We start from the raw sequence: 22,730 nt of genomic DNA, 5'->3' as shown, positions 1-22,730 counted from the left end.
CTATTTTCGCTATGGTTAGGGATAAGCATTGCCGAGACGCAAATCACGGCAATATAATGAGAATTGTTATCATTCAAACAAAGCTTGAGGAGTAAGTGTATGGCTGTAACTAAGCTGGTACTGGTTCGTCACGGCGAAAGCCAATGGAACAACGAAAACCGTTTCACCGGTTGGTACGATGTTGATCTGTCTGAGAAAGGCGTTGGTGAAGCAAAAGCCGCTGGTAAACTGCTGAAAGATGAAGGCTTCAGCTTCGATTTTGCTTACACCTCTGTGCTGAAACGTGCCATCCACACCCTGTGGAACGTGCTGGATGAACTGGATCAGGCCTGGCTGCCGGTTGAGAAGTCCTGGAAACTGAACGAACGTCACTACGGTGCGCTGCAGGGTCTGAACAAAGCAGAAACCGCAGAAAAATACGGTGACGAGCAGGTTAAACAGTGGCGTCGTGGCTTTGCCATCACCCCGCCAGAACTGACCAAAGACGATGAGCGTTTCCCGGGCCACGATCCGCGTTACGCGAAACTGACCGATAAAGAGCTGCCGGTCACTGAGAGCCTGGCACTGACCATCGAGCGCGTCGTGCCTTACTGGAACGAAACCATTCTGCCGCGTCTGAAAAGCGGTGAGCGCGTGATTATCGCCGCTCACGGTAACTCCCTGCGTGCCCTGGTGAAATACCTGGACAACATGGGCGAAGACGAAATCCTCGAACTGAACATCCCGACCGGCGTACCGCTGGTTTATGAGTTCGACGAAAACTTCAAACCGATCAAACACTACTATCTGGGTAACGCGGATGAAATCGCCGCTAAAGCTGCGGCAGTAGCAAACCAGGGTAAAGCGAAGTAATCGTCGCTGACCCCCATAAAAAAAGCGTGGATTCGTCCACGCTTTTTTATTTGCCCGCCGTCATTGCCGCCGGGCGATGGTAAGCCGTATTAACCGCGACGGGCTTTTACCGCTTCCGCCAGCTGGCGCAGGATAATATCGGTATCTTCCCAGCCAATACAGGCATCGGTAACGCTCTTGCCATAGGTCAGCGGCTCACCGCTTTCCAGGCTCTGGCTGCCTTCAACCAGGTGGCTTTCAATCATCACACCCATAATCGCCTGTTCGCCGTTGGCAATCTGCTGGCAAACGTCCGCACCCACTTCCATCTGCTTTTTAAACTGCTTGCTGGAGTTGGCATGGCTGAAATCGATCATAATCTGTGATGGCAGGCCAGCTTTTGCCAGCCCGACTTTCACTTCAGCCACATGCTTCGCGCTGTAGTTCGGCTCTTTACCGCCGCGCAGGATGATATGGCAATCGCTGTTCCCGCTGGTGTTCACAATCGCCGAGTGACCCCATTTGGTCACCGACAGGAAGCAGTGCGGCGCACCGGCGGCGTTGATGGCGTCGATAGCAACCTTAATGGTGCCGTCCGTGCCGTTTTTAAAACCAACCGGACAGGAGAGGCCTGAAGAGAGCTCACGATGCACCTGAGATTCGGTGGTACGCGCGCCGATGGCGCCCCAGCTCATCAGGTCGGCAACGTACTGCGGGGTGATCATATCGAGGAACTCACCCGCCGCAGGCAGGCCGCTGTCGTTAATCTCCAGCAGCAGCTTACGGGCAATACGCAGGCCGTCGTTGATGCGGAAGCTGTTATCCATATGCGGATCGTTAATCAGCCCTTTCCAGCCCACCGTGGTACGCGGCTTTTCAAAGTAGACGCGCATCACGACTTCCAGTTCGCCTTTTAGCTCTTCCCGAAGCGCCAGCAGGCGTTCCGCATACTCTTTCGCCGCGGCAGGATCGTGAATAGAACATGGGCCAATCACCACCAGCAAACGATCGTCATTGCCTTTCAGGATCTGATGGATCGCTTTGCGTGCGTGTGCCACGGTGTTAGCAGCATTTTCGGTAGCGGGGAATTTTTCCAGGAGCGCAACGGGAGGTAATAATTCGTTGATCTCTTTAATACGTAAATCGTCGTTCTGATAATTCATTTTATTTCCAGCGTTGCCATACTTAATCAATTGAGTGCAATGCTTTCAATCTAACTCGCCGCCAGAAAAGTGTAAACTGGATTTTACAGTCAGCACATTAATTCACTGATTAAATAGAAAAAAACAATACAAACAGTAATAATTAGCGAAAAACAAAGCGCATAATCAGTAATAAACACTACAAATAACGCGTGAATAAATATTATATGTCGTCTATTTTACGCCATCATACAATCATGCTTCCAGGTTCTCTGTTTTCACTATTTTATCGTGCCATACCGTTATGAAAACCCGGCGCACATCACCGATATACCCAAGCAACTTGAAGAATGAAGGGGATAATACGGGCTGATGGAATCGACGCATAATTACCGCTACTCTGTCAGCAGGTCGGATACTCATTGATAACATAATGACAGGATGCTTCGATGGCCCACGCTCATACCTCTTCGCAGACCACGGATAACGGTAACGAAAAACGTCTGCTTCAGGCTTTCATCGTCACCGCCGGCTTTATGATTATTGAAGCCATTGGCGGCGTCGTTTCTGGTTCTCTGGCGCTGCTGGCCGATGCTGGTCATATGCTGACCGATTCAGCCGCCCTACTGTTTGCGCTGCTGGCAGTACGCTTCGCCAGTCGCCCGCCCAACACCCGCCATACCTTCGGCTGGTTGCGCCTGACCACTCTGGCGGCTTTCGTTAACGCTATTGCGCTGGTCGTAATCACCATCCTGATTGTCTGGGAAGCGATTCAGCGTTTCAACCATCCGCAGCCGGTAGCGGGCACCGCCATGATGGTGATCGCCGTGGCCGGCTTGCTGGCAAATATCCTGGCATTCTGGATCCTCCATCGCGGTAGCGAGGAGCGAAATCTCAACGTGCGCGCCGCCGCATTACACGTCCTGGGAGACCTGCTGGGATCGGTCGGGGCAATCGTCGCCGCCATCGTGATTATCACCACCGGCTGGACGCCGATTGATCCGATCCTGTCGGTGCTGGTGTCATGTCTGGTGCTACGCAGCGCCTGGCGGCTGTTGCAGGAGAGTATGAATGAGCTGCTGGAAGGGGCGCCGCGCTCGCTGGATGTTGAGGGGCTGAAGCGGGATTTGCGCCGCTCCGTTGCGGAAGTCCGCGACGTCCATCATGTGCACGTGTGGCTGGTTGGCGAAAAAACGGTGATGACGCTGCATGTTCAGGTGGTTCCCCCGCACGATCACGACGCCTTGCTGAACCGCATTCAGGAATTTTTACATCACAAATATGCGATTGAACACGTGACCGTGCAGATGGAGTATCAGCCCTGCAGTGGCCCGGAATGCCGTCTCAACATGACGCATGCCGGGCATGAGCATCACCACCATCACTAACGGGAAAACGCGTGAGAACCTCGCTCACGCGCGCTGTTCATCCACATCCGGCTACCGTTGAGAGCAATGAAGGTCAGCAGCAGGTATTCCAGCGACATGGCATAGACGCCCTGAAGCGCAAAAATCACCACGCTGATGATGTTAATGATCACCCACAGTAGCCAGTTCTCGACATATTTACGGGTCATTAAAATCATTGCCGCAATCGACAGCACCATCATGCAGGAGTCCCAGAACGGGAAGGCATCCGGCTGTAGTTCCGGCATCGTGACCTGCAGCCCAAGCCCCTGCATCAGCGTGACCGCAATCCGCGTCAGGAATGCGAACACCGGGTTAATGAACACCGTCATCAAGCCAATGGCCACGACGCAGGCCGTCAGCCAGCCCAGCGCCTTAGGCAGAGGCAGCCAGCGAATCTGCAGCTCAGCTTCATGACTGCTGGTCTGACGGGACCAGGCATACCAGCCGTACACGTTGGCCGCGAAGAAAAACACCTGCAGCAGCAGGCTGGCATACAGCTGAATCTGGAAGAAAATAATGGCAAACAGGGTGACGTTGATCAGCCCGAAAGCATAGTTGCTGATCTTTTCCAGACTCGCCAGCCAGATACACAGCAGCCCGGCAACCGTACCGACCGCTTCAATCCATGATAAGTCGTATCCTCCGGCACCGATGGGTATGTGCACCAGGATGTTCTGTGTACTAAAAAAGTCCATATTTTCCCCGAACCGTATTGATGATGTGATAAACCCCTATCCCCGTAGTGTAGCGGCAAAATCCAACATTCTGTTAAGCGGAATTAATGCACCGGCGCGCAGCGTTTCATCTACATGGATTTCATGCTCTTTGCCCCCACGTTCCAGCCCTTCAGCAATAGCTTTCAGGCCGTTCATTGCCATCCACGGACAGTGAGCGCAGCTGCGACAGGTTGCCCCCTCGCCCGCGGTCGGCGCTTCCAGCAGCTCTTTATCCGGGACAGCCTGCTGCATTTTGTAGAAGATCCCACGATCGGTAGCCACAATGAGCTGGCGCTGTGGCAACGTTTTTGCGGCGTTAATCAACTGACTGGTCGAGCCTACCGCATCCGCCATATCCACGATCGACTGCGGTGACTCCGGGTGCACCAGAATAGCGGCATCGGGATACAGTGCTTTCATCCGCGTCAGCGCCTGGGTTTTAAACTCATCATGCACAATACAGGCGCCCTGCCAGCACAGCACGTCGGCGCCGGTCTGTTTTTGCACATAATTGCCGAGATGGCGGTCCGGCGCCCAAATAATTTTTTCGCCCAGACTATCAAGGTGTTCAATCAGTTCCACCGCAATGCTTGAGGTCACCACCCAATCGGCGCGTGCTTTGACCGCCGCAGAGGTATTGGCGTAGACCACGACGGTGCGGTCAGGGTGCGCATCGCAGAATGCAGAAAACTCCTCGATCGGACAGCCGAGATCCAGCGAGCACTCGGCGTGCAAGGTTGGCATCAGGATCGTTTTTTCCGGACTGAGGATTTTTGCCGTCTCACCCATAAAGCGCACCCCGGCGACCAACAGCGTTGATGCCTGGTGACGGGCACCGAACCGGGCCATTTCCAGTGAGTCAGAGATGCACCCGCCGGTTTCCTCTGCCAGTTGCTGAATTTCTGGGTCGGTATAGTAGTGGGCAACCATGACCGCATCACGTTCACGCAGCAGACGTTTAATCTTTTCACGATAAAAGTGCTTTTCGTCGCGGCTGAGTGGCAACGGTTTGGGCGGAAAAGGATAAATCGCCGTTTCAGGGTCAAACATTACGCTCATCTTGCAATCTCGTTTTACTGGCTTAACGAAAAAACCGTTAATATGCCCGAAGATGGCATAGCGACGGCTGTGGTGTTTTATATGCTAAACAAGATAACGGATTGTACAGAAAATGTCGTGTGGAATTTGCGGTCAGCCAGAGGCTACAGCAGGAGGATAAGCTTGTGACGGGAGAAAACGGCGCATAGCAAAAAGGCGCCTTTTTACATTGGTGGGTCGTGCAGGATGACTCGCTGTCGCTCGCCCTTCGGGCCGTCGCCGTAAACGGCTCCGTTGTCTCGCTACGCTTGACCCGAACCTGCGGCAGGTTCGAATCTTCAAATTCTGCACATAGCAAAAAGGCGCCTTTAGGGCGCCTTTTTACATTGGTGGGTCGTGCAGGATGACTCGCTGTCACTCGCCCTTCGGGCCGTCGCCGTAAACGGCTCCGTTGTCTCGCTACGCTTGACCCGAACCTGCGGCAGGTTCGAATCTTCAAATTCTGTACATAGCAAAAAGGCGCCTTTAGGGCGCCTTTTTACATTGGTGGGTCGTGCAGGATGACTCGCTGTCACTCGCCCTTCGGGCCGTCGCCGTAAACGGCTCCGTTGTCTCGCTACGCTTGACCCGAACCTGCGGCAGGTTCGAATCTTCAAATTCTGTACATAGCAAAAAGGCGCCTTTAGGGCGCCTTTTTACATTGGTGGGTCGTGCAGGATTCGAACCTGCGACCAATTGATTAAAAGTCAACTGCTCTACCAACTGAGCTAACGACCCCTTTCGGGTTTTGATGCTTTAATCATTCAGGATGGTGGGTCGTGCAGGATGACTCGCTTTCGCTCGCCCTACGGGCCGTTGCTGTGCAACGTTATCCTTCACGTTTAACATCAACCTTCGATGTTAAATTGGTGGGTCGTGCAGGATTCGAACCTGCGACCAATTGATTAAAAGTCAACTGCTCTACCAACTGAGCTAACGACCCGCTCGGGTACAACCTGAATTATTCTTCACTCGTCACCAATAAAATTGGTGGGTCGTGCAGGATTCGAACCTGCGACCAATTGATTAAAAGTCAACTGCTCTACCAACTGAGCTAACGACCCGAGTGGTGGGTGATGACGGGATCGAACCGCCGACCCCCTCCTTGTAAGGGAGGTGCTCTCCCAGCTGAGCTAATCACCCGATACTACGCTGGATACTGCTAATTAGTGGTGGGTCGTGCAGGATTCGAACCTGCGACCAATTGATTAAAAGTCAACTGCTCTACCAACTGAGCTAACGACCCACTTTTTTTGCCGCTTCAGGCTTGTTCGATATCCCTTGGCAACGGCGGCATATATTACTGATTTAAGAATTCAGCGCAACAAGTATTTCGATAAAAAACATCTGACTGCTTAGGATTCACGCGACAAGACCAGAAATAATGCGATTTCTGGTCATGCCATAATCATCCCAGCGCGTTAAGACGTTTCTGAGCTTGTTTTGCACCATCGGTGCCGGGAAATTTACTCACGACCTGCTGGTAGACGGCTTTTGCCTTCGCCGTATCCCCTTTGTCCTGCATGATCACGCCAACCTTAAACATCGCATCTGGCGCTTTAGGGGATTTCGGGTAATTTTTCACCACGGAAGCAAAATAGTACGCGGCATCGTCTTTTTTCCCCTTATTGTAATTCAACTGACCGAGCCAGTAGTTGGCGTTCGGCTGATATGTTGAATCCGGGTACTGTTTAACGAAAGTCTGAAATGCCGCCATCGCGTCATCCTGGCGCGAAGGATCCTTCACCAGCGCAATCGCCGCGTTGTAATCAGTATTTGCATCACCGCTCGACGCCGGAGCGCCTGAAGAGGCTGCTGGCGCCGCTGTAGCTGCTGCTGCGCCCTGATCACCCGCAGACGATGAGGTCTGGGCTGCTGCTGCACCGCCGCTACCAAGAGCGTCGATTTGTAGCAGGATTTGTTTCTGGCGTTCAACAACCTGATTCAACTGATACTGGCTTTCCTGAATCTGACCGCGCAGGGAATCAATATCATTTTGGTTATCGGAGAGCTGTTGTTGAAGTTGGGTTAAAAGCTGGCTGTGAGCGTTAGAAATACGCTCGAGCTGAGTGACGCGGTCTTCGACCGAGCCAGAGCCGACACTACTGATTGGCGCCTGAGCAAAAGCGGCCCAGGGGGCCGCTATGCCAACCAGTAACGACAGACTCAACAGATGATGTCTGAAGTTACTGCTCATGCAATTCTCTTAGTAAACCAGTACGGCGCGACGGTTTTTAGCGTAAGCCGCTTCGTCGTGACCCAGTACTGCAGGTTTTTCTTTACCGTAAGAAACGATGGAGATCTGGTCGGCGGAAACACCTTTGCCCTGCAGATACATCTTAACGGCGTTAGCACGACGCTCACCCAGAGCGATGTTGTATTCCGGAGTACCGCGCTCATCCGCGTGACCTTCAACAGTCACTTTGTAGGATGGGTTGCTACGCAGGAAGTTAGCGTGCGCATCCAGCATTGCAGCGAAGTCAGAACGGATATCGTACTTGTCCAGATCGAAGTAAACGATGTTGTTCTGCTGCAGCTGCTGCATTTGCAGACGAGCTTGCTCTTCGGAAGACATGTTGCCACCGTTAGCGTTAGCATCCATACCAGTGCCGGCACCCAACATGCCTTCACCGCTCTGGTCGTTGCTGGCATTCTTGTTAGAAGAACACGCCGCGATTGCCATAACCGGCAGAGCGATCATCAGCCCTTTCAGCACTTTGTTCAGTTGCATTTCTTTGATTCCTTTAATAATCAATTATTTATTATCACAGATACGGAGACCAGGCAGGGAATTTGACCTGTCCATCAGTCGCCGGAAGACGCGCTTTGAAACGCCCATCTGTAGAAACCAGATTCAGCACGGATCCCATCCCCTGAGAAGAGCTGTAGATTACCATAGTGCCGTTAGGTGCCAGACTTGGCGTTTCATCCAGGAACGTTGACGACAAAACTTGTACGCCACCCGCTACCAGATCTTGTTTGGCAATGTGCTGCTGACCGCTGGCCGAGCTCACCATTACCATAAATTTACCGTCGCTGCTGACATCCGCATCCTGGTTCTGAGAACCTTCCCAGGAGATACGCTGCGGAGTACCGCCGCCGACGCTGACTTTGTACACTTGCGGACGACCGGCCTGGTCAGATGTAAAGGCCAGGTTTTGGCTGTCCGGGAACCAGGTTGGTTCGGTGTTGTTGCTGCGACCGGTGGTTACCTGACGAATCTGACCAGAGCCCAGTTCCATCACATACAGCTGCAGGCTACCGGTTTTTGACAGCGCAAAGGCCAGTTTAGAGCCATCCGGCGAGAAGGCCGGTGCACCGTTATGCTGCGGGAAAGAGGCAATCTGACGTACCGCGCCGTTAGCCAGCGTCTGCACAACCAGCGCCGAACGACCGCTTTCGAAGGTGACGTAAGCCAGTTTAGAACCGTCCGGAGACCATGCCGGAGACATCAGCGGCTGTGGTGAACGGTGAACGGTGAACTGGTTGTAGCCATCGTAGTCAGAGACGCGCAGTTCGTACGGGAACTGGCCGCCGTTGGTCTGCACCACGTAAGCAATACGAGTACGGAACGCACCTTTAATAGAAGTCAGCTTCTCAAATACCGCGTCGCTGGCGGTGTGGGCCGCATAGCGCAGGTACTGTTTAGTGACCTTATAAGAGTTTTGCGCCAGAATCGTCCCCGGAGCACCACCGGTATCGACCAGCTGGTACGCAACGTTGTACGAACCATCCGGGTTACCCGTGACCTGACCAACCACGACCGCATCGATACCCAGCGCAGACCATGCCGCCGGCTGCACTTCTTGTGCCGTACCCGGTTGCTGAGGCAGACGCGAGCGATCCAGTGGGTTGAACTTACCGCTGTTACGCAGGTCAGCCGCCACGACACCGCCAATATCTTCAGGTGCAGCACCCGGCCCAGCCCACTGGAACGGCACAACGCCGATCGGGCGTGCCGAGTCCACCCCTTGGGTGATCTCGATACGTACTTCTGCGTGCAGCACTGCCGCCCACAGCATTAAAAAACCAAATGCTACTCGTAATGCCTGCTTCATCATATCTCCCTTATCCGGGCGGAAGGCCCACGATAATTTAGCAGAATGTTAACAAACTCAAATATACAAAACTACCAAAACCCAGTGACTACCATAGATTGTTTTGCCCCGCTTGCACGGGGAAAATCATTACAGTTTAAAGTCTAGTTTGGCATCTTTAATTTTCTCATAAACAGCCTGGCTAGGCGGCTTAGGAATTCGCGCCGTCTTCGCGGCTGTCACCGCAGCCTGACAAAGCGCTGGATCCCCACCTTCTTGTTGAACATCAAGCAGTTGACCATCAGATCCTAGCTTAATATGCAACACGCAAGACTTACCAGCATACAGGTCTGCACCATACAATTTGCTTTGAATAGCATTTCGAATTTGCGATGCATAAGCGCTGATATCAGCCCCAGAAGCCCCACCATTACTGCCCGATGTTCCTGCCGCATTGGCAGGTTGCCCCTGACCTTTTGCACTGCCGCCTTTCGGCGCATTCTTACCTGAACTCAGGTCACCCAGCAGGTCGTCGACGCCGTCAGCATCTTTGGCGGCAGCCGCTTTTTTCGCTGCTGCTGCTTTTGCAGCGGCGGCCTTAGCAGCTTTCTCTGCTTTATCCGCGGCGGCTTTTTCCGCTGCTGCGGCTTTGGCTGCTGCGGCTTTTTCTGCTTTTTCCGCGGCGGCTTTCTCAGAAGCGGCCTTTTGGGCAGCGGCTTTTTCAGCCGCAGCTTTCTCGGCCGCTGCCTGCTTAGCTGCTTCCTGCTGAGCTTGCTTTTCAGCCTGCTGCTGTGCTTTCTTCGCGGCATCGGCGGCGGCTTTCGCTGCTACAGCTTCCGCTTTCTTCTGAGCATCTGCAGCCGCTTTTGCCGCTTCGGCTTCAGCCTGTTTCTTCGCATCAGCAGCGGCTTTGGCTGCCGCAGCTTCCGCTACTTTCGCCTGAGCATCTGCTTTCGCCTTCGCGTCAGCCGCAGCTTTTGCTGCCGCTTCCTGCGCTTCTTTGGCCTGAGAATCTGCTTTGGCTTTCGCGGCAGCAGCCGCTTTCTCCGCCGCTTCTTCAGCCTGCTTCTGCTGTTCTTTTGCTTCTTTAGCGGCTTCCTGCGCCTGCAGACGATCCTGCTCAAGCTGCTTCAGACGATCTTGCTCTGCAGCCTGCTTTTCACGCAATTCTTCCGCCTGCTGCTGAGCCTGCTTTTCGCGCTGCTCAGCGGCACGACGCGAGCTGGCCTGCTGCTGCTGCTGACGGTTGTAGTTATTCACGACCGCACCAGGATCAACCATTACTGCATCAATGGAGGAGCCCCCACCGCCACCGGCTGAGGTATCCAGATGCTCATCGAACGAACTCCAGATCAGCAGCGCGATCAGAATGATGTGCAGCGCGACTGAAACTATGATCGCTCGTTTAAGCTTGTCGTTTTGTTCGGTTGCCTTTGACACTATCGGTTCCCAAAAACTGTTCGCCTGTTCCCGCTATTCTCGCTAGCAGCGAGCCAGTCACTCTCGCCGCCAACGGCCTCACGGGCGCACATATCTGAAGCGATTAAATAGGCTTGGTCATTAAGCCAACCGATTTAACCCCTGCGCTATGCAACAGGTTAAGCGCTTTAATAATTTCATCGTAAGGTACGTCTTTCGCACCGCCGATCAGGAACACCGTTTTCTCGTTCGCGTCGAGTCGGCGTTTCGCTTCAGCAATAACCTGCTCTGGCGGCAGCTGCGACAGCGTCTCCGGGCCCACTTTTACGCTGTACTGCCCGATGCCGGAAACCTCAACGATCACCGGCGGATCATCATTGCTTTTCACCGCTTGTGATTCCGTCGCATCCGGCAGGTCGACCTCTACGCTCTGCGTAATGATCGGCGCGGTCGCCATAAAAATCAGCAACAGCACCAGCAGGACATCCAGCAGCGGAACGATGTTGATCTCGGACTTCAGTTCGCGACGTCCGCGTCCACGTGCTCTGGCCATGGCTTACCCCTTATTGCTTTCGCTGCTGGTAAACGCCTGACGGTGCAGAATCGCGGTGAACTCTTCCATAAAGTTGTCGTAGTTCAGTTCAAGTTTGTTCACGCGCTGGTTCAAACGGTTATAGGCCATGACCGCCGGGATTGCCGCAAACAGGCCGATTGCCGTGGCGATCAGCGCTTCCGCGATGCCCGGTGCAACCATCTGCAGTGTCGCCTGTTTTACCGCACCGAGTGCAATAAAGGCGTGCATAATCCCCCAGACGGTACCGAACAGACCGATATACGGGCTGATCGAGCCGACGGTTCCGAGGAACGGAATATGCGTTTCCAGGGTTTCCAGTTCGCGGTTCATGGAGATACGCATCGCACGCGATGCCCCCTCAACCACGGCTTCAGGCGCATGGCTGTTTGCGCGATGCAAACGAGCGAACTCTTTGAAACCGCTGTAAAAAATTTGTTCAGACCCCACCAGATTATCGCGACGCCCCTGGCTTTCCTGATACAGGCGAGACAGCTCGATGCCCGACCAGAATTTGTCTTCAAAAGCTTCCGCTTCGCGGCTTGCCGTATTGAGGATACGCGTTCTCTGAATAATGATAGCCCAGGAAGCGATAGAAAAACCAATCAAAATCAACATGATAAGTTTAACCAGAAGGCTCGCCTTCAGGAACAAATCAAGGATATTCATGTCAGTCACTGCTTAAACTCCGCGACAATAGACTTGGGAAGCGCACGAGGCTTCATTAAGAGTGGATCAACGCACACAATGAGAACTTCAGCTTCATTCAAAACTGTATTCTCTGCGTTGACGATTCGCTGCGTGAAAACCAAAGAGGTGCCTCGCATTGAGGTGATTTCTGTCTGGATTTCGAGCATATCGTCGAGTCTGGCGGGCGCAAAATATTCCAGCGTCATTTTGCGAACCACGAAGGCAACTCGTTCAGCCAGCAGAACCTGCTGACTGAAGTGATGGTGGCGCAGCATCTCTGTGCGTGCTCTTTCATAAAAAGCGACGTAGCTGGCGTGGTAAACCACACCACCGGCATCGGTGTCTTCATAGTAGACACGTACCGGCCATCGAAACAGCGTTGTATTCACTTTACATCCCGGTAATGCAAAAAAAGAGTAGTGCTTTCAAACTTCGCTACTATACGCGCGGGGAACGTGGTTGGGAATGGGAGAAAGTAAACAGCGAGTAAATTTTTATGGGCTTATGCAAGCCCATGGGGATAACAGAGTTCTCTTATTCTCTTCTCTTTCAAAAGAAGAAGAAAAACAGCCCTGTAATGAGGACAATATCAGCGATAAGTGGACAAAAAATCCCTTTCCAGTGGACGGCTCGTGGGCTGAAACCCACACCGTGGATAACCCCGGCGCACACGGCCCACATCAGCAGGAACCCGTGCCAGATCTCCAGTGAACTGGTTTTCGCCGCGAAGCGCGACGGATCCCACATGATGCACCCTGCCAGCAGCAGCGCCATCAATAAGGAAAGCGCCCTTAACGGGCGCTTGTCCATTATCGCGTACATCAGTGCGATAACTTTACTCATCAATGTTCTTCTTTACCTGCTTTGGTCGCTTCAACGTGCTCAAGCGCTAACGCAGTAATCACGCCAAAAGCACAGGCAAGAAGCGTTCCCAAAATCCATGCGAAATACCACATTTATAGCTCCTTACCTTAGTACAGCGAGTGGGTGTTCTTTTCGATGTCTTCGCGAGTGATGCGGCCAAACATTTTCCAGTAACACCAGGTGGTGTACGCCAGAATAATCGGCACGAAGACAATCGCCGCGTAGGTCATCACGTTCAACGTCAGCTGGCTGGAGGTTGCATCCCACATGGTCAGACTAACGTTCATCATTGTGCTGGACGGCATGATGAACGGGAACATGGCAATCCCACAGGTCAGGATGATGCACGCCAGAGTCACGGAAGAGAAGACAAACGCCAGCGCACCTTTTTCCAGACGTGAAGTCACAATGGTCAGCAGCGGCAGAACTACACCCAGCGCCGGGATAATCCACAGTGCCGGTATGTTCTGGAAGTTAACCAGCCATGCACCAGCCTGACGAGCGACTTCTTTAGTCAGCGGGTTAGACGGCGCAGAATGATCGATAGCGGTGGTCACTACGTAACCATCGATACCGTAAACCACCCACACCCCTGCCAACAGGAAGCACACCAACGTAACCAGCGCCGCAACCTGTGAGGTGATGCGTGCACGCAGGTGCAGTTCACCCACGGTACGCATCTGCAGATAAGTCGCGCCCTGAGTCAGGATCATCGCCACGCTAACAATACCGGCCAGCAGACCAAACGGGTTCAGCAACTGGAAGAAGTTTCCGGTGTAGTACAGGCGCATATACTCGTCCATATGGAACGGTACACCCTGCAGCAGGTTACCGAATGCGACACCAATCACCAGCGGCGGTACAAAGCTACCGATGAAAATGCCCCAGTCCCACATGTTACGCCAGCGGGTATCTTCAATCTTCGAACGATAGTCAAAGCCTACCGGACGGAAGAACAAGGAAGCCAACACCAGGATCATCGCCACATAGAAGCCGGAGAACGCCGCAGCGTATACCGTCGGCCAGGCCGCAAACAGCGCGCCGCCCGCGGTGATCAGCCACACCTGGTTTCCGTCCCAGTGCGGGGCGATGGAGTTAATCATGATTCGACGCTCGGTGTCATTGCGACCGAGGAAGCGGGTGAGCATGCCCACCCCCATGTCGAAACCATCGGTGACGGCAAAACCAATCAACAGTATGCCGATCAGCAACCACCAGATTAAACGTAATACTTCATAATCGATCATTTCACGACTCCTGTCTTAGCGTGCCGGCTGAGTAGTCGTGGAAGACTGCTCAAAGTGGTAGCGACCAGTTTTCAGGCTGCTTGGTCCACGGCGTGCGAATTTGAACATCAGGTACAATTCAGCCACCAGGAACAGGGTGTACAGACCACAAATCAGCAGCATCGAGAAGAGCAGATCGCCCACGCTCAGCGACGAGTTTGCCACCGCAGTCGGCAACACTTCACCTATCGCCCACGGCTGACGGCCGTATTCCGCCACGAACCAACCGGATTCGATAGCAATCCATGGCAGTGGAATCGCATACAGCGCGATGCGCAGCAGCCATTTCTTCTCGCCAACCTGATTACGAAGTACCGTCCAGAAGGAAGCGGCAATGATCCCCAGCATCAGGATGCCGCAGGCAACCATGATACGGAATGCAAAGTACAGCGGCGCAACGCGTGGAATAGAGTCTTTGGTTGCCTGCTGGATTTGCGCTTCCGTCGCGTCGGCAACGTTCGGGGTATAGCGTTTCAGCAGCAGACCGTAGCCCAGATCTTTCTTCACGTGGTTGAACTGATCGCGAACCGCCTGATCGGTTGAGCCAGCACGTAACTCTTCCAGCAGACTGTAAGCTTTCATCCCGTTACGGATACGCTCTTCGTGCTGTGCCATCAGGTCCTTCAGACCGATAACCGGTTTATCAACCGAACGGGTGGCGATAATGCCCAGCGCGTAAGGGATCTGAATCGCGAAGTGGTTGGTTTGTGCATCCTGGTCAGGAATACCAAACAGGGTAAAGGCCGCCGGAGCCGGCTGCGTTTCCCATTCGGCTTCAATAGCTGCCAGTTTGGTTTTTTGCACGTCGCCCATTTCGTAACCGGATTCGTCACCGAGGACAATAACGGAGAGAATAGCGGCCATACCGAAGCTGGCTGCGATAGCAAAGGAGCGTTTAGCAAAGGCGAAGTCACGACCGCGCAGCATGTAGTAGGAGCTGATGCCCAGAATGAACATCGCGCCGCAGACATAACCGGAGGCTACCGTGTGAACAAATTTCACCTGGGCAACAGGGTTCAGGACCAGCTCGGAGAAGCTGACCATTTCCATGCGCATGGTTTCGAAGTTGAAGTCTGATGCGATCGGGTTTTGCATCCACCCGTTAGCGACGAGGATCCACAATGCCGACATGTTGGAGCCCAGCGCCACCAGCCAGGTTACCGCCATGTGCTGCACTTTACCCAGACGATCCCAGCCGAAGAAGAACAGGCCGACAAAGGTAGATTCCAGGAAGAAGGCCATCAGGCCCTCAATCGCCAGCGGCGCACCGAAGATATCGCCCACGTAATGAGAGTAATACGACCAGTTTGTCCCGAACTGGAACTCCATGGTCAAACCGGTTGCCACACCCAGCGCAAAGTTGATCCCAAACAACTTGCCCCAGAACTTGGTCATATCTTTATAAATCTGTTTGCCGGAAAGGACGTAAACCGTTTCCATAATGGCCAGCAGGAACGCCATACCGAGCGTCAGTGGCACAAAAAGGAAGTGGTACATCGCGGTCAAGGCAAACTGTAAGCGCGACAGTTCGACTATATCTAACATCATGACTCCTTGCTCATCGCATGAAGACTCCGAGAATGAACCCACCGCAGTAAGCTCATACGCATGCCCCAATACAAAATAACTTGCTTCCCGCTTCGTTACCGTTTCGTCACCAGATGAAACAGCTCCTCGCAAAGGTTACAAATACGTTAACGAAAAACCCAATTGATTCCCCAATATATTACGCCGCAATAACCTTACAATAAACAGGATTTTATTGAATCTGTTTTACATTTACGACAGTGATCAATATATAGCGAATTTGCCCGGTTTAGGCCAATTTGATTGGCGACAATTTAACGATTTTTTGGGATTTTTTCCAAGCTTTAAGTCTTGATATAAATCAATTTTTTCCATCCATGTTAATTATGTATCCCAACAAAGAATAATGGTGAATCTAATGTTAAATACATGTTTAAAACATGCCAACAATAGTTACCAAAAAGAGAGATATGAGAATTACAGGTAATACGTTTTAACGTTAAGGCGAATTCAGTGAAAAAAATGGTGATCTGAATAATGTTAGACGCCTCACAGTAATTTGCCTAATAGACGGCATCAATTAAGTCATCATTTTTATCTTTTACTTTTTCACCAAAAATAGTCACGAGGCTCATGCCCTCCCCTTCCTGGAAATAATCGTGCAATATTTATAAAAATAAGGTGTTAAATCAATACAATAGAAAAGGTTTTTTTGAGAGGAAGGATAAAAACGCCCCGGTGAAAGCCCGGTCACGATGGCTGATGCGGGGAAATGCAGGCAGAAAAAAGGCCACCTGACGGTGGCCAACCATGTCGAAATCGGACATTTAACTGCTCACGAAGAGCAGAGAGGGTTTACTTGATGATGGATTTCAGCGCTTCGCCGATATCAGCCAGGCTGCGCACGGTTTTCACACCCGCCGCTTCCAGCGCTGCGAATTTCTCATCCGCCGTACCTTTACCGCCAGCGATGATGGCGCCTGCGTGGCCCATACGCTTGCCTTTCGGCGCGGTAACGCCCGCGATGTAGCCGACAACCGGCTTAGTCACGTGCTCTTTAATGTAGGCTGCCGCTTCTTCTTCAGCGCTGCCGCCGATTTCACCGATCATTACGATCGCTTCAGTCTGCGGGTCTTCCTGGAACATCTTCAGGATATCGATGAAGTTAGAGCCTGGGATCGGGTCACCGCCGATACCGACACAGGTAGACTGGCCGAAGCCATAGTCGGTGGTCTGCTTAACCGCTTCATAGGTCAGCGTACCGGAACGGGAGACAATACCCACTTTACCCGGTTTGTGAATGTGGCCCGGCATGATACCGATTTTGCACTCGCCCGGGGTGATAACACCTGGGCAGTTCGGACCGATCATCCGCACGCCAGCTTCATCCAGCTTCACTTTCACCGTCAGCATATCCAGGGTCGGGATACCTTCGGTGATGGTGATAATCAGCTTAATGCCCGCGTCGATCGCTTCCAGAATGGAGTCTTTACAGAACGGAGCCGGAACGTAGATAACGGTCGCAGTTGCGCCGGTTGCTTCAACGGCTTCGCGCACGGTGTTGAACACCGGCAGGCCCAGATGTGTGGTGCCGCCTTTACCAGGCGTAACGCCGCCAACCATCTGAGTACCGTAAGCAATCGCTTGTTCAGAGTGGAATGAACCCTGGCTACCGGTGAAGCCCTGGCAGATAACCTTGGTATCTTTATTAATTAAAACTGACATTATTTCCCCTCCACTGCGGCAACAACCTGCTGTGCTGCGTCCGTCAGACTTTTCGCTGCAATAATATTCAGGCCGCTGTCAGCCAGTTTTCTCGCGCCCAGTTCGGCGTTGTTACCTTCCAGACGTACGACAACCGGAACGTTAACACCCACCTCTTCAACCGCGCCGATGATGCCATCAGCAATCAGGTCGCAGCGGACGATACCGCCGAAGATGTTAACCAGAACCGCTTTAACGTTGTCGTCAGAGAGGATGATTTTGAACGCTTCAGTGACGCGTTCTTTGGTTGCGCCGCCGCCAACGTCCAGGAAGTTAGCCGGTTCGCCGCCGTGCAGCTTAACGATGTCCATAGTACCCATCGCCAGGCCAGCACCGTTAACCATGCAGCCAATGTTGCCGTCCAGCGCAACGTAGTTCAGTTCCCACTGAGCCGCTTGTGCTTCACGCGGATCTTCCTGAGACTGGTCGCGCATTTCACGCAGATCCGGCTGGCGGAACAGCGCATTGCCATCAGCACCCAGTTTGCCATCGAGGCAGATCAGGTCGCCCTGCTTGGTGATAACCAGCGGGTTGATTTCGATCAGCGCCAGGTCGCGCTCAAGGAAAATGGTCGCCAGACCCATGAAGATCTTGGTGAACTGCTGAACCTGTTTACCTTCCAGACCCAGTTTGAACGCCAGTTCACGTCCCTGGTACGGCATCGGGCCGGCCAGCGGATCGATAGCAATTTTGTGGATCAGGTGCGGCGTTTCTTCCGCCACTTTTTCGATTTCCACACCACCTTCGGTGGAAGCCATGAACACTACGCGACGGGAGCTACGGTCAACAACAGCACCGAGATACAGCTCTTTCGCGATATCAGTCGCAGCTTCAACCAGGATCTGGTTAACCGGCTGACCGTGAGCATCTGTCTGGTAGGTCACCAGGCGTTTGCCCAGCCAATGCTCGGCAAAGGCGCGAATGTCTTCTTTACTGTTAACTACTTTCACACCGCCCGCTTTACCGCGGCCACCAGCGTGAACCTGACATTTCACTACCCACGGACCCGCACCGATTTTTGATGCAGCTTCTTCTGCTTCACGCGGAGTAGTACAGGCATAACCCACCGGCGCCGGTAAGCCATAGCGGGCAAACAGTTGTTTTGCCTGATATTCATGTAAGTTCATGTGTTCAGTCCATCCTTCAGGTAATCGTTATCATGTAGTCTGTAAAGCCCGCAGGCCCACAGCGCTGATGATGTTTTTATTGGCCCGGTGAGCTGAACGCTTCCAGGCCATTATCACTACACGTCCAGCAGCAGACGAGTCGGGTCTTCCAGCAGTTCTTTAATAGCAACCAGGAAGCCTACCGATTCACGTCCATCAATCAGACGGTGGTCGTAGGAGAGTGCCAGGTACATCATCGGCAGAATTTCTACCTTGCCATTGACCGCCATCGGGCGATCTTTAATGGCATGCATACCCAGAATGGCGCTCTGCGGTGGGTTGATGATTGGCGTGGACATCAGAGAACCGAAGACGCCACCGTTGGTAATAGTGAAATTACCGCCGATCAGGTCATCTACGGTCAGCTTGCCGTCACGGCCTTTCACTGCCAGCTCTTTAATATTCTTTTCGATGTCCGCCATGCCCAGCAGGTCAACATCACGCAGAACCGGTGTTACCAGGCCGCGCGGCGTGGACACTGCCATGCTGACGTCGAAATAGTTGTGGTAAACCACGTCATCGCCATCGATGGACGCGTTCACTTCCGGGTAGCGTTTCAGCGCTTCAACCACAGCTTTCACGTAGAAGGACATAAAGCCCAGACGGATACCGTGACGTTTTTCGAAGGCATCGCCGTACTGCTTACGCAGATCCATAATCGGCTTCATGTTGACTTCGTTGAAGGTCGTCAGCATGGCGGTAGAGTTTTTCGCTTCCAGCAGACGCTCGGCGACGCGTTTGCGCAGACGGGTCATCGGAACACGTTTTTCTGAACGGTGGCCCAGCTGTGCAACCGGAGCGGCCGCTGTGGCTGCCGGTGCTTTCGCTTCAGCTTTCGCCGGTGCCGCTGCCAGATGTTTCTCAACATCTTCACGGGTCAGACGGCCGCCAACACCGGTGCCTTTGATCGCGTTAGCATCGAGGCTGTGCTCAGCCAGCAGGCGACGGATCGCCGGGCTGAGGGCATCGTTGCTCTGCTCTTCCAGAGACGCCTGTTGACGCTGAGCCGGGGTGGACTCTTTCGCATCGGCTTTCGCGGCGGACTCTTTGCCCGCGCTGTTGCCTTCACGCAGGCGACCAAGGATCTGGCGAGAAAGCACGGTGGCGCCTTCATCTTCCAGTACTGCATCCAGAATGCCATCCGCTGAAGCCGGTACTTCCAGTACCACTTTGTCAGTTTCGATTTCTACCAGCACTTCATCACGCTGGACGCTATCGCCCGGTTTTTTATGCCAGGTCGCAACGGTCGCATCAGCGACGGACTCAGGCAGATCGGGAACCAGAATATCTACGCTACTCATTATGTATCCTTTAATTAATCGACGTTCAGCGCGTCATTGACCAGATCTTGTTGCTGTTTCTGGTGAACGGACATATACCCTACTGCCGGAGAGGCAGAGGCCGGGCGGCCTGCATAACGCAGAGAGGCCCCAAATGGAATCACTTCACGGAAGTGATGCTGGCTGCAGTACCACGCGCCCTGGTTGAGCGGTTCTTCCTGACACCAGACAAAGTCATGGACGTGAGCATAAGGCTTCAGCGCTTCCTGTACCGCCTGATGCGGGAACGGATAGAGCTGCTCTACGCGCACGATAGCGACATCTTTTTGGCCATTCTTCCGGCGTTGTTCCAGCAGGTCGTAGTAAACCTTACCAGAGCACAGCACAACACGCTTCACGCCTTTCGGGTCGAGATCGTCGATCTCACCGATAGCCGGCTGGAAGGTGCCATTAGCCAGTTCGTCGAGGCTGGAAACCGCCAGCGGGTGGCGCAGCAGAGATTTCGGCGACATCACCACCAACGGACGGCGCATACCGCGCAGCGCCTGACGACGCAGCATGTGGTAAACCTGAGCTGGGGTTGACGGTACGCAGACCTGCATGTTTTGTTCAGCACACAGCTGCAGATAACGTTCCAGACGCGCGGAGGAGTGCTCCGGACCCTGGCCTTCGTAACCATGCGGCAGCAGCATTACCAGACCGCACATACGGCCCCACTTCTGCTCACCGGAGCTGATGAACTGGTCGATAACGACCTGAGCGCCGTTGGCAAAGTCACCAAACTGCGCTTCCCAGATGGTCAGCGTGCGCGGTTCCGCAGTAGCGTAGCCGTATTCAAAAGCCAGCACCGCTTCTTCAGACAGCACGGAGTCCCAGACTTTGAAATGTTCCTGGCTGTTATGCACATGCTGCAGCGGGGTGTAGGTTGAACCGTTCACCTGGTTATGAATCACCGAGTGGCGGTGGAAGAAGGTGCCGCGACCGGAGTCTTCACCGGACAGACGGATAGGGATCCCTTCATCAACCAGCGTGGCGTAAGCCAGGTTTTCAGCAGCGCCCCAGTCGAACAGTTTCTCACCGGCAGCCATTGACTGGCGATCGCCATAAATCTTCGCCACGCGAGACTGCATTTCGATGCTGTCCGGCACGGTGCTGATGCGTTTGGCCAGCTCCTGCAGACGTTTCATCTCTACCTTGCTCGGGTAGCTCTCATCCCATTCGTGGTTGAGGTACGGCGACCAGGTAAAGGAGTGCAGATTCATCGGGCGCCACTCTTCAACCACGCATTCGCCAGCATCCAGCGCATCACGGTAGAGGTTAACCTGTTCGGTGGCATCTTCCAGCGTCGACACTTTATCCTGCTCAAGTTTGTCGGCGTAGATTTTGCGCGGCGTCGGATGTTTTTTAATTTTCTGATACATCAGCGGCTGGGTTGCACTCGGCTCATCGGCTTCGTTATGGCCGTGACGGCGGTAGCACACCAGGTCGATAAAGACATCGCGTTTAAAGGTATTACGGAAATCCAGTGCCAGGCGGGTAACGAAAGCGACCGCTTCCGGATCGTCCGCATTAACGTGGAAGATCGGAGCCTGAACCATTTTACCGATGTCGGTGCAGTATGGCGTGGAGCGCGCATCCAGCGGGTTCGAGGTGGTGAAGCCCACCTGGTTGTTGATAACAATGCGCACGGTACCGCCAACTTCATAACCACGCGCCTTGGACATGTTCAGGGTTTCCTGAACCACGCCCTGGCCGGTCACTGCGGCATCGCCGTGGATGGTAATCGGCAGCACTTTATTGCTGCTTGGTTCGTCGAGGCGATCCAGACGAGCGCGCACGGAACCGATAACCACCGGGCTAACGATTTCGAGGTGCGACGGGTTAAACGCCAGGGCAAGGTGCACCAGGCCACCTTCGGTCTCCATGTCGGAAGAGAAGCCCATGTGGTACTTCACGTCACCGGTGCCGAGGTGTTCTTTATGTTTGCCCGCGAATTCGTCAAACAGCTCCTGCGGGCGTTTACCCAGCACGTTGACCAGCACGTTCAGACGACCACGGTGGGCCATACCCAGAACCACTTCACGGGTACCGCTCTTGCCAGCGTGGCGAATCATCTCTTTGAGCATCGGGATCAGCGCATCGCCGCCTTCCAGCGAGAAACGTTTGGCACCCGGGAATTTTGCGCCGAGATAACGTTCCAGCCCTTCCGCTGCGGTCAGTTCAGTCAGGAAGCGTTTTTTCTCGTCGGCGGTAAAGCTGGCTTTCCCTGCTACTGACTCGATACGCTGCTGGATCCAGCGTTTTTCTTCAGTAGAGGTGATATGCATGTATTCTGCGCCGATTGCGCCGCAGTAGGTTTGCTTAAGCGCGGCGATCAGATCGCCCAGCTTCATCGTATCTTTACCGATGGCAAAAGAACCTACGTTATAGCTTTCCTGGAAATCGGCCTCAGTCAGATCGTGGTAGGCAGGATCGAGATCCGCTACTTTGTCTTGTTTCCACAGTCCCAGCGGATCGAGATTCGCATGCTGGTGACCACGGAAGCGATATGCGTTGATGAGCTGCAGGACTTTAACCTGCTTCACATTGGTATCAGGGTCGGAAATCGAAGAAGTGTAACGTGAGGCATCCTTCGCCAGTCGACGGAAATAATCACGCGTTTTCGAATGAAATTGATCCGGTTTGACTCCGGTGCCAGGTAACTGCTGGAACATAGAACGCCAGTTGGCGTCAACAGAGTCAGGATCGGTTAAGAAGTCTTCATAGAGCTGTTCTATCCAGCTCTGGTTCGAACCAGAGAGGTAAGAAGAGTCCAGCCAGGCTTTCATTGCGCCGTTCTGCATCGTGATCCCTTAAGCATTTATATGCTTATTTCGCCGTAGAAACTACCACGCACAATAATTGTGCGTGCCGGGGTTCACTTGTCGCGGACGAGTTGTGGTTCTATCCGC

The 22,730-nt window shown here is 53.4% G+C and carries 20 protein-coding genes, 5 tRNA genes and 3 other RNA genes; 2 read left to right on the top strand and 26 right to left on the bottom strand.

Going from position 1 to position 22,730, the window contains the following annotated elements; genetic code table 11:
* The first annotated feature begins 99 nt into the window (after positions 1 to 99).
* The gene (gpmA, locus tag ACMYSO_RS21350) at positions 100 to 852 is read left to right on the top strand and encodes a 2,3-diphosphoglycerate-dependent phosphoglycerate mutase (protein WP_123756012.1); all 753 of its coding nucleotides are present in this window, start codon (positions 100 to 102) and stop codon (positions 850 to 852) included.
* An 89-nt stretch (positions 853 to 941) separates the two neighbouring features.
* Here gpmA and aroG read toward each other — a convergent pair whose 3' ends face one another.
* Positions 942 to 1,994, bottom strand: coding sequence for a 3-deoxy-7-phosphoheptulonate synthase AroG (aroG, locus tag ACMYSO_RS21345; protein ID WP_434585873.1), 1,053 nt, complete (start codon positions 1,992 to 1,994; stop codon positions 942 to 944).
* Positions 1,995 to 2,422: 428 nt separating this feature from the next.
* Between aroG and zitB the strand changes: the two genes are divergently transcribed.
* On the top strand, positions 2,423 to 3,361 hold the full coding sequence (zitB, locus tag ACMYSO_RS21340) for a CDF family zinc transporter ZitB (RefSeq protein WP_434585874.1): 939 nt from the start codon (positions 2,423 to 2,425) through the stop codon (positions 3,359 to 3,361).
* Here the strand turns inward: zitB and pnuC are convergent.
* The 25 genes from pnuC to sucA all read right to left on the bottom strand — a co-directional run bounded on the left by pnuC (position 3,358) and on the right by sucA (position 22,622).
* Positions 3,358 to 4,077, bottom strand: a complete 720-nt coding sequence (gene pnuC / locus ACMYSO_RS21335; protein ID WP_434667613.1) for a nicotinamide riboside transporter PnuC — start codon at positions 4,075 to 4,077, stop codon at positions 3,358 to 3,360. The genes zitB and pnuC overlap by 4 nt on opposite strands.
* 36 nt (positions 4,078 to 4,113) lie before the next feature.
* Positions 4,114 to 5,157 (bottom strand): quinolinate synthase NadA, encoded by a 1,044-nt coding sequence (nadA, locus tag ACMYSO_RS21330; protein ID WP_123756008.1) that lies wholly within the window; start codon positions 5,155 to 5,157, stop codon positions 4,114 to 4,116.
* A gap of 209 nt (positions 5,158 to 5,366) precedes the next feature.
* A non-coding RNA gene (locus ACMYSO_RS21325) (RtT sRNA) lies at positions 5,367 to 5,501 on the bottom strand.
* A 22-nt stretch (positions 5,502 to 5,523) separates the two neighbouring features.
* Positions 5,524 to 5,649, bottom strand: a non-coding RNA gene (locus ACMYSO_RS21320) — RtT sRNA.
* 31 nt (positions 5,650 to 5,680) lie between these two features.
* Positions 5,681 to 5,806: non-coding RNA, RtT sRNA (locus ACMYSO_RS21315), on the bottom strand.
* 31 nt (positions 5,807 to 5,837) lie between these two features.
* Positions 5,838 to 5,913 (bottom strand) — tRNA-Lys (locus ACMYSO_RS21310).
* A 129-nt stretch (positions 5,914 to 6,042) separates the two neighbouring features.
* Positions 6,043 to 6,118: transfer RNA gene (locus tag ACMYSO_RS21305), tRNA-Lys, on the bottom strand.
* 45 nt (positions 6,119 to 6,163) lie between these two features.
* Positions 6,164 to 6,239 (bottom strand) — tRNA-Lys (locus ACMYSO_RS21300).
* Positions 6,240 to 6,242: 3 nt separating this feature from the next.
* Positions 6,243 to 6,318 (bottom strand) — tRNA-Val (locus ACMYSO_RS21295).
* A 27-nt stretch (positions 6,319 to 6,345) separates the two neighbouring features.
* Positions 6,346 to 6,421 (bottom strand) — tRNA-Lys (locus ACMYSO_RS21290).
* Between the two features lie 162 nt (positions 6,422 to 6,583).
* The gene (gene cpoB, locus ACMYSO_RS21285; protein ID WP_434667611.1) at positions 6,584 to 7,372 is read right to left on the bottom strand and encodes a cell division protein CpoB; all 789 of its coding nucleotides are present in this window, start codon (positions 7,370 to 7,372) and stop codon (positions 6,584 to 6,586) included.
* A gap of 9 nt (positions 7,373 to 7,381) precedes the next feature.
* Positions 7,382 to 7,906 (bottom strand): peptidoglycan-associated lipoprotein Pal, encoded by a 525-nt coding sequence (pal, locus tag ACMYSO_RS21280; protein WP_004859700.1) that lies wholly within the window; start codon positions 7,904 to 7,906, stop codon positions 7,382 to 7,384.
* Between the two features lie 34 nt (positions 7,907 to 7,940).
* Positions 7,941 to 9,233, bottom strand: a complete 1,293-nt coding sequence (gene tolB / locus ACMYSO_RS21275; protein ID WP_434670855.1) for a Tol-Pal system beta propeller repeat protein TolB — start codon at positions 9,231 to 9,233, stop codon at positions 7,941 to 7,943.
* Positions 9,234 to 9,362: 129 nt separating this feature from the next.
* Entirely contained in the window at positions 9,363 to 10,652 is a 1,290-nt protein-coding gene (gene tolA / locus ACMYSO_RS21270) for a cell envelope integrity protein TolA (RefSeq protein ID WP_434667608.1), read from the bottom strand.
* 103 nt (positions 10,653 to 10,755) lie between these two features.
* On the bottom strand, positions 10,756 to 11,184 hold the full coding sequence (tolR, locus tag ACMYSO_RS21265; RefSeq protein ID WP_434585878.1) for a colicin uptake protein TolR: 429 nt from the start codon (positions 11,182 to 11,184) through the stop codon (positions 10,756 to 10,758).
* Positions 11,185 to 11,187: 3 nt separating this feature from the next.
* Entirely contained in the window at positions 11,188 to 11,880 is a 693-nt protein-coding gene (gene tolQ, locus ACMYSO_RS21260; protein WP_123756003.1) for a Tol-Pal system protein TolQ, read from the bottom strand.
* Positions 11,877 to 12,281, bottom strand: a complete 405-nt coding sequence (ybgC, locus tag ACMYSO_RS21255) for a tol-pal system-associated acyl-CoA thioesterase (protein WP_004859689.1) — start codon at positions 12,279 to 12,281, stop codon at positions 11,877 to 11,879. Before ybgC ends, tolQ begins: the two co-directional genes overlap by 4 nt.
* A 160-nt stretch (positions 12,282 to 12,441) precedes the next feature.
* Positions 12,442 to 12,735 carry a cyd operon protein YbgE gene (gene ybgE / locus ACMYSO_RS21250; protein ID WP_434667607.1) on the bottom strand — a complete coding sequence of 98 codons (294 nt, stop codon included), beginning with the start codon at positions 12,733 to 12,735 and terminating at the stop codon, positions 12,442 to 12,444.
* Positions 12,735 to 12,848: a cytochrome bd-I oxidase subunit CydX gene (gene cydX / locus ACMYSO_RS21245; protein ID WP_004100325.1), complete on the bottom strand. Its 114-nt coding sequence runs from the start codon at positions 12,846 to 12,848 to the stop codon at positions 12,735 to 12,737. Before cydX ends, ybgE begins: the two co-directional genes overlap by 1 nt.
* A 15-nt stretch (positions 12,849 to 12,863) precedes the next feature.
* Positions 12,864 to 14,003, bottom strand: a complete 1,140-nt coding sequence (gene cydB, locus ACMYSO_RS21240; RefSeq protein WP_434667605.1) for a cytochrome d ubiquinol oxidase subunit II — start codon at positions 14,001 to 14,003, stop codon at positions 12,864 to 12,866.
* Between the two features lie 15 nt (positions 14,004 to 14,018).
* Positions 14,019 to 15,587 carry a cytochrome ubiquinol oxidase subunit I gene (gene cydA, locus ACMYSO_RS21235; protein ID WP_434587019.1) on the bottom strand — a complete coding sequence of 523 codons (1,569 nt, stop codon included), beginning with the start codon at positions 15,585 to 15,587 and terminating at the stop codon, positions 14,019 to 14,021.
* Positions 15,588 to 16,424: 837 nt separating this feature from the next.
* Positions 16,425 to 17,294, bottom strand: a complete 870-nt coding sequence (gene sucD / locus ACMYSO_RS21230) for a succinate--CoA ligase subunit alpha (protein ID WP_434585881.1) — start codon at positions 17,292 to 17,294, stop codon at positions 16,425 to 16,427.
* The gene (gene sucC, locus ACMYSO_RS21225) at positions 17,294 to 18,460 is read right to left on the bottom strand and encodes an ADP-forming succinate--CoA ligase subunit beta (protein ID WP_434585882.1); all 1,167 of its coding nucleotides are present in this window, start codon (positions 18,458 to 18,460) and stop codon (positions 17,294 to 17,296) included. The genes sucD and sucC overlap by 1 nt, the downstream gene beginning before the upstream one ends.
* Positions 18,461 to 18,576: 116 nt before the next feature.
* Complete coding sequence (gene odhB, locus ACMYSO_RS21220; RefSeq protein ID WP_174508408.1) at positions 18,577 to 19,800, bottom strand: 2-oxoglutarate dehydrogenase complex dihydrolipoyllysine-residue succinyltransferase; 1,224 nt, start codon at positions 19,798 to 19,800, stop codon at positions 18,577 to 18,579.
* A gap of 14 nt (positions 19,801 to 19,814) precedes the next feature.
* On the bottom strand, positions 19,815 to 22,622 hold the full coding sequence (gene sucA / locus ACMYSO_RS21215) for a 2-oxoglutarate dehydrogenase E1 component (protein WP_434667602.1): 2,808 nt from the start codon (positions 22,620 to 22,622) through the stop codon (positions 19,815 to 19,817).
* Positions 22,623 to 22,730: the final 108 nt, after the last annotated feature.

It is taken from the genome of Klebsiella sp. B345, from assembly GCF_051131735.1.
GTDB lineage: Bacteria > Pseudomonadota > Gammaproteobacteria > Enterobacterales > Enterobacteriaceae > Klebsiella.
Note: the sequence above shows the minus strand (reverse complement) of the source record. Positions and strands in the feature narration are given on the sequence as shown.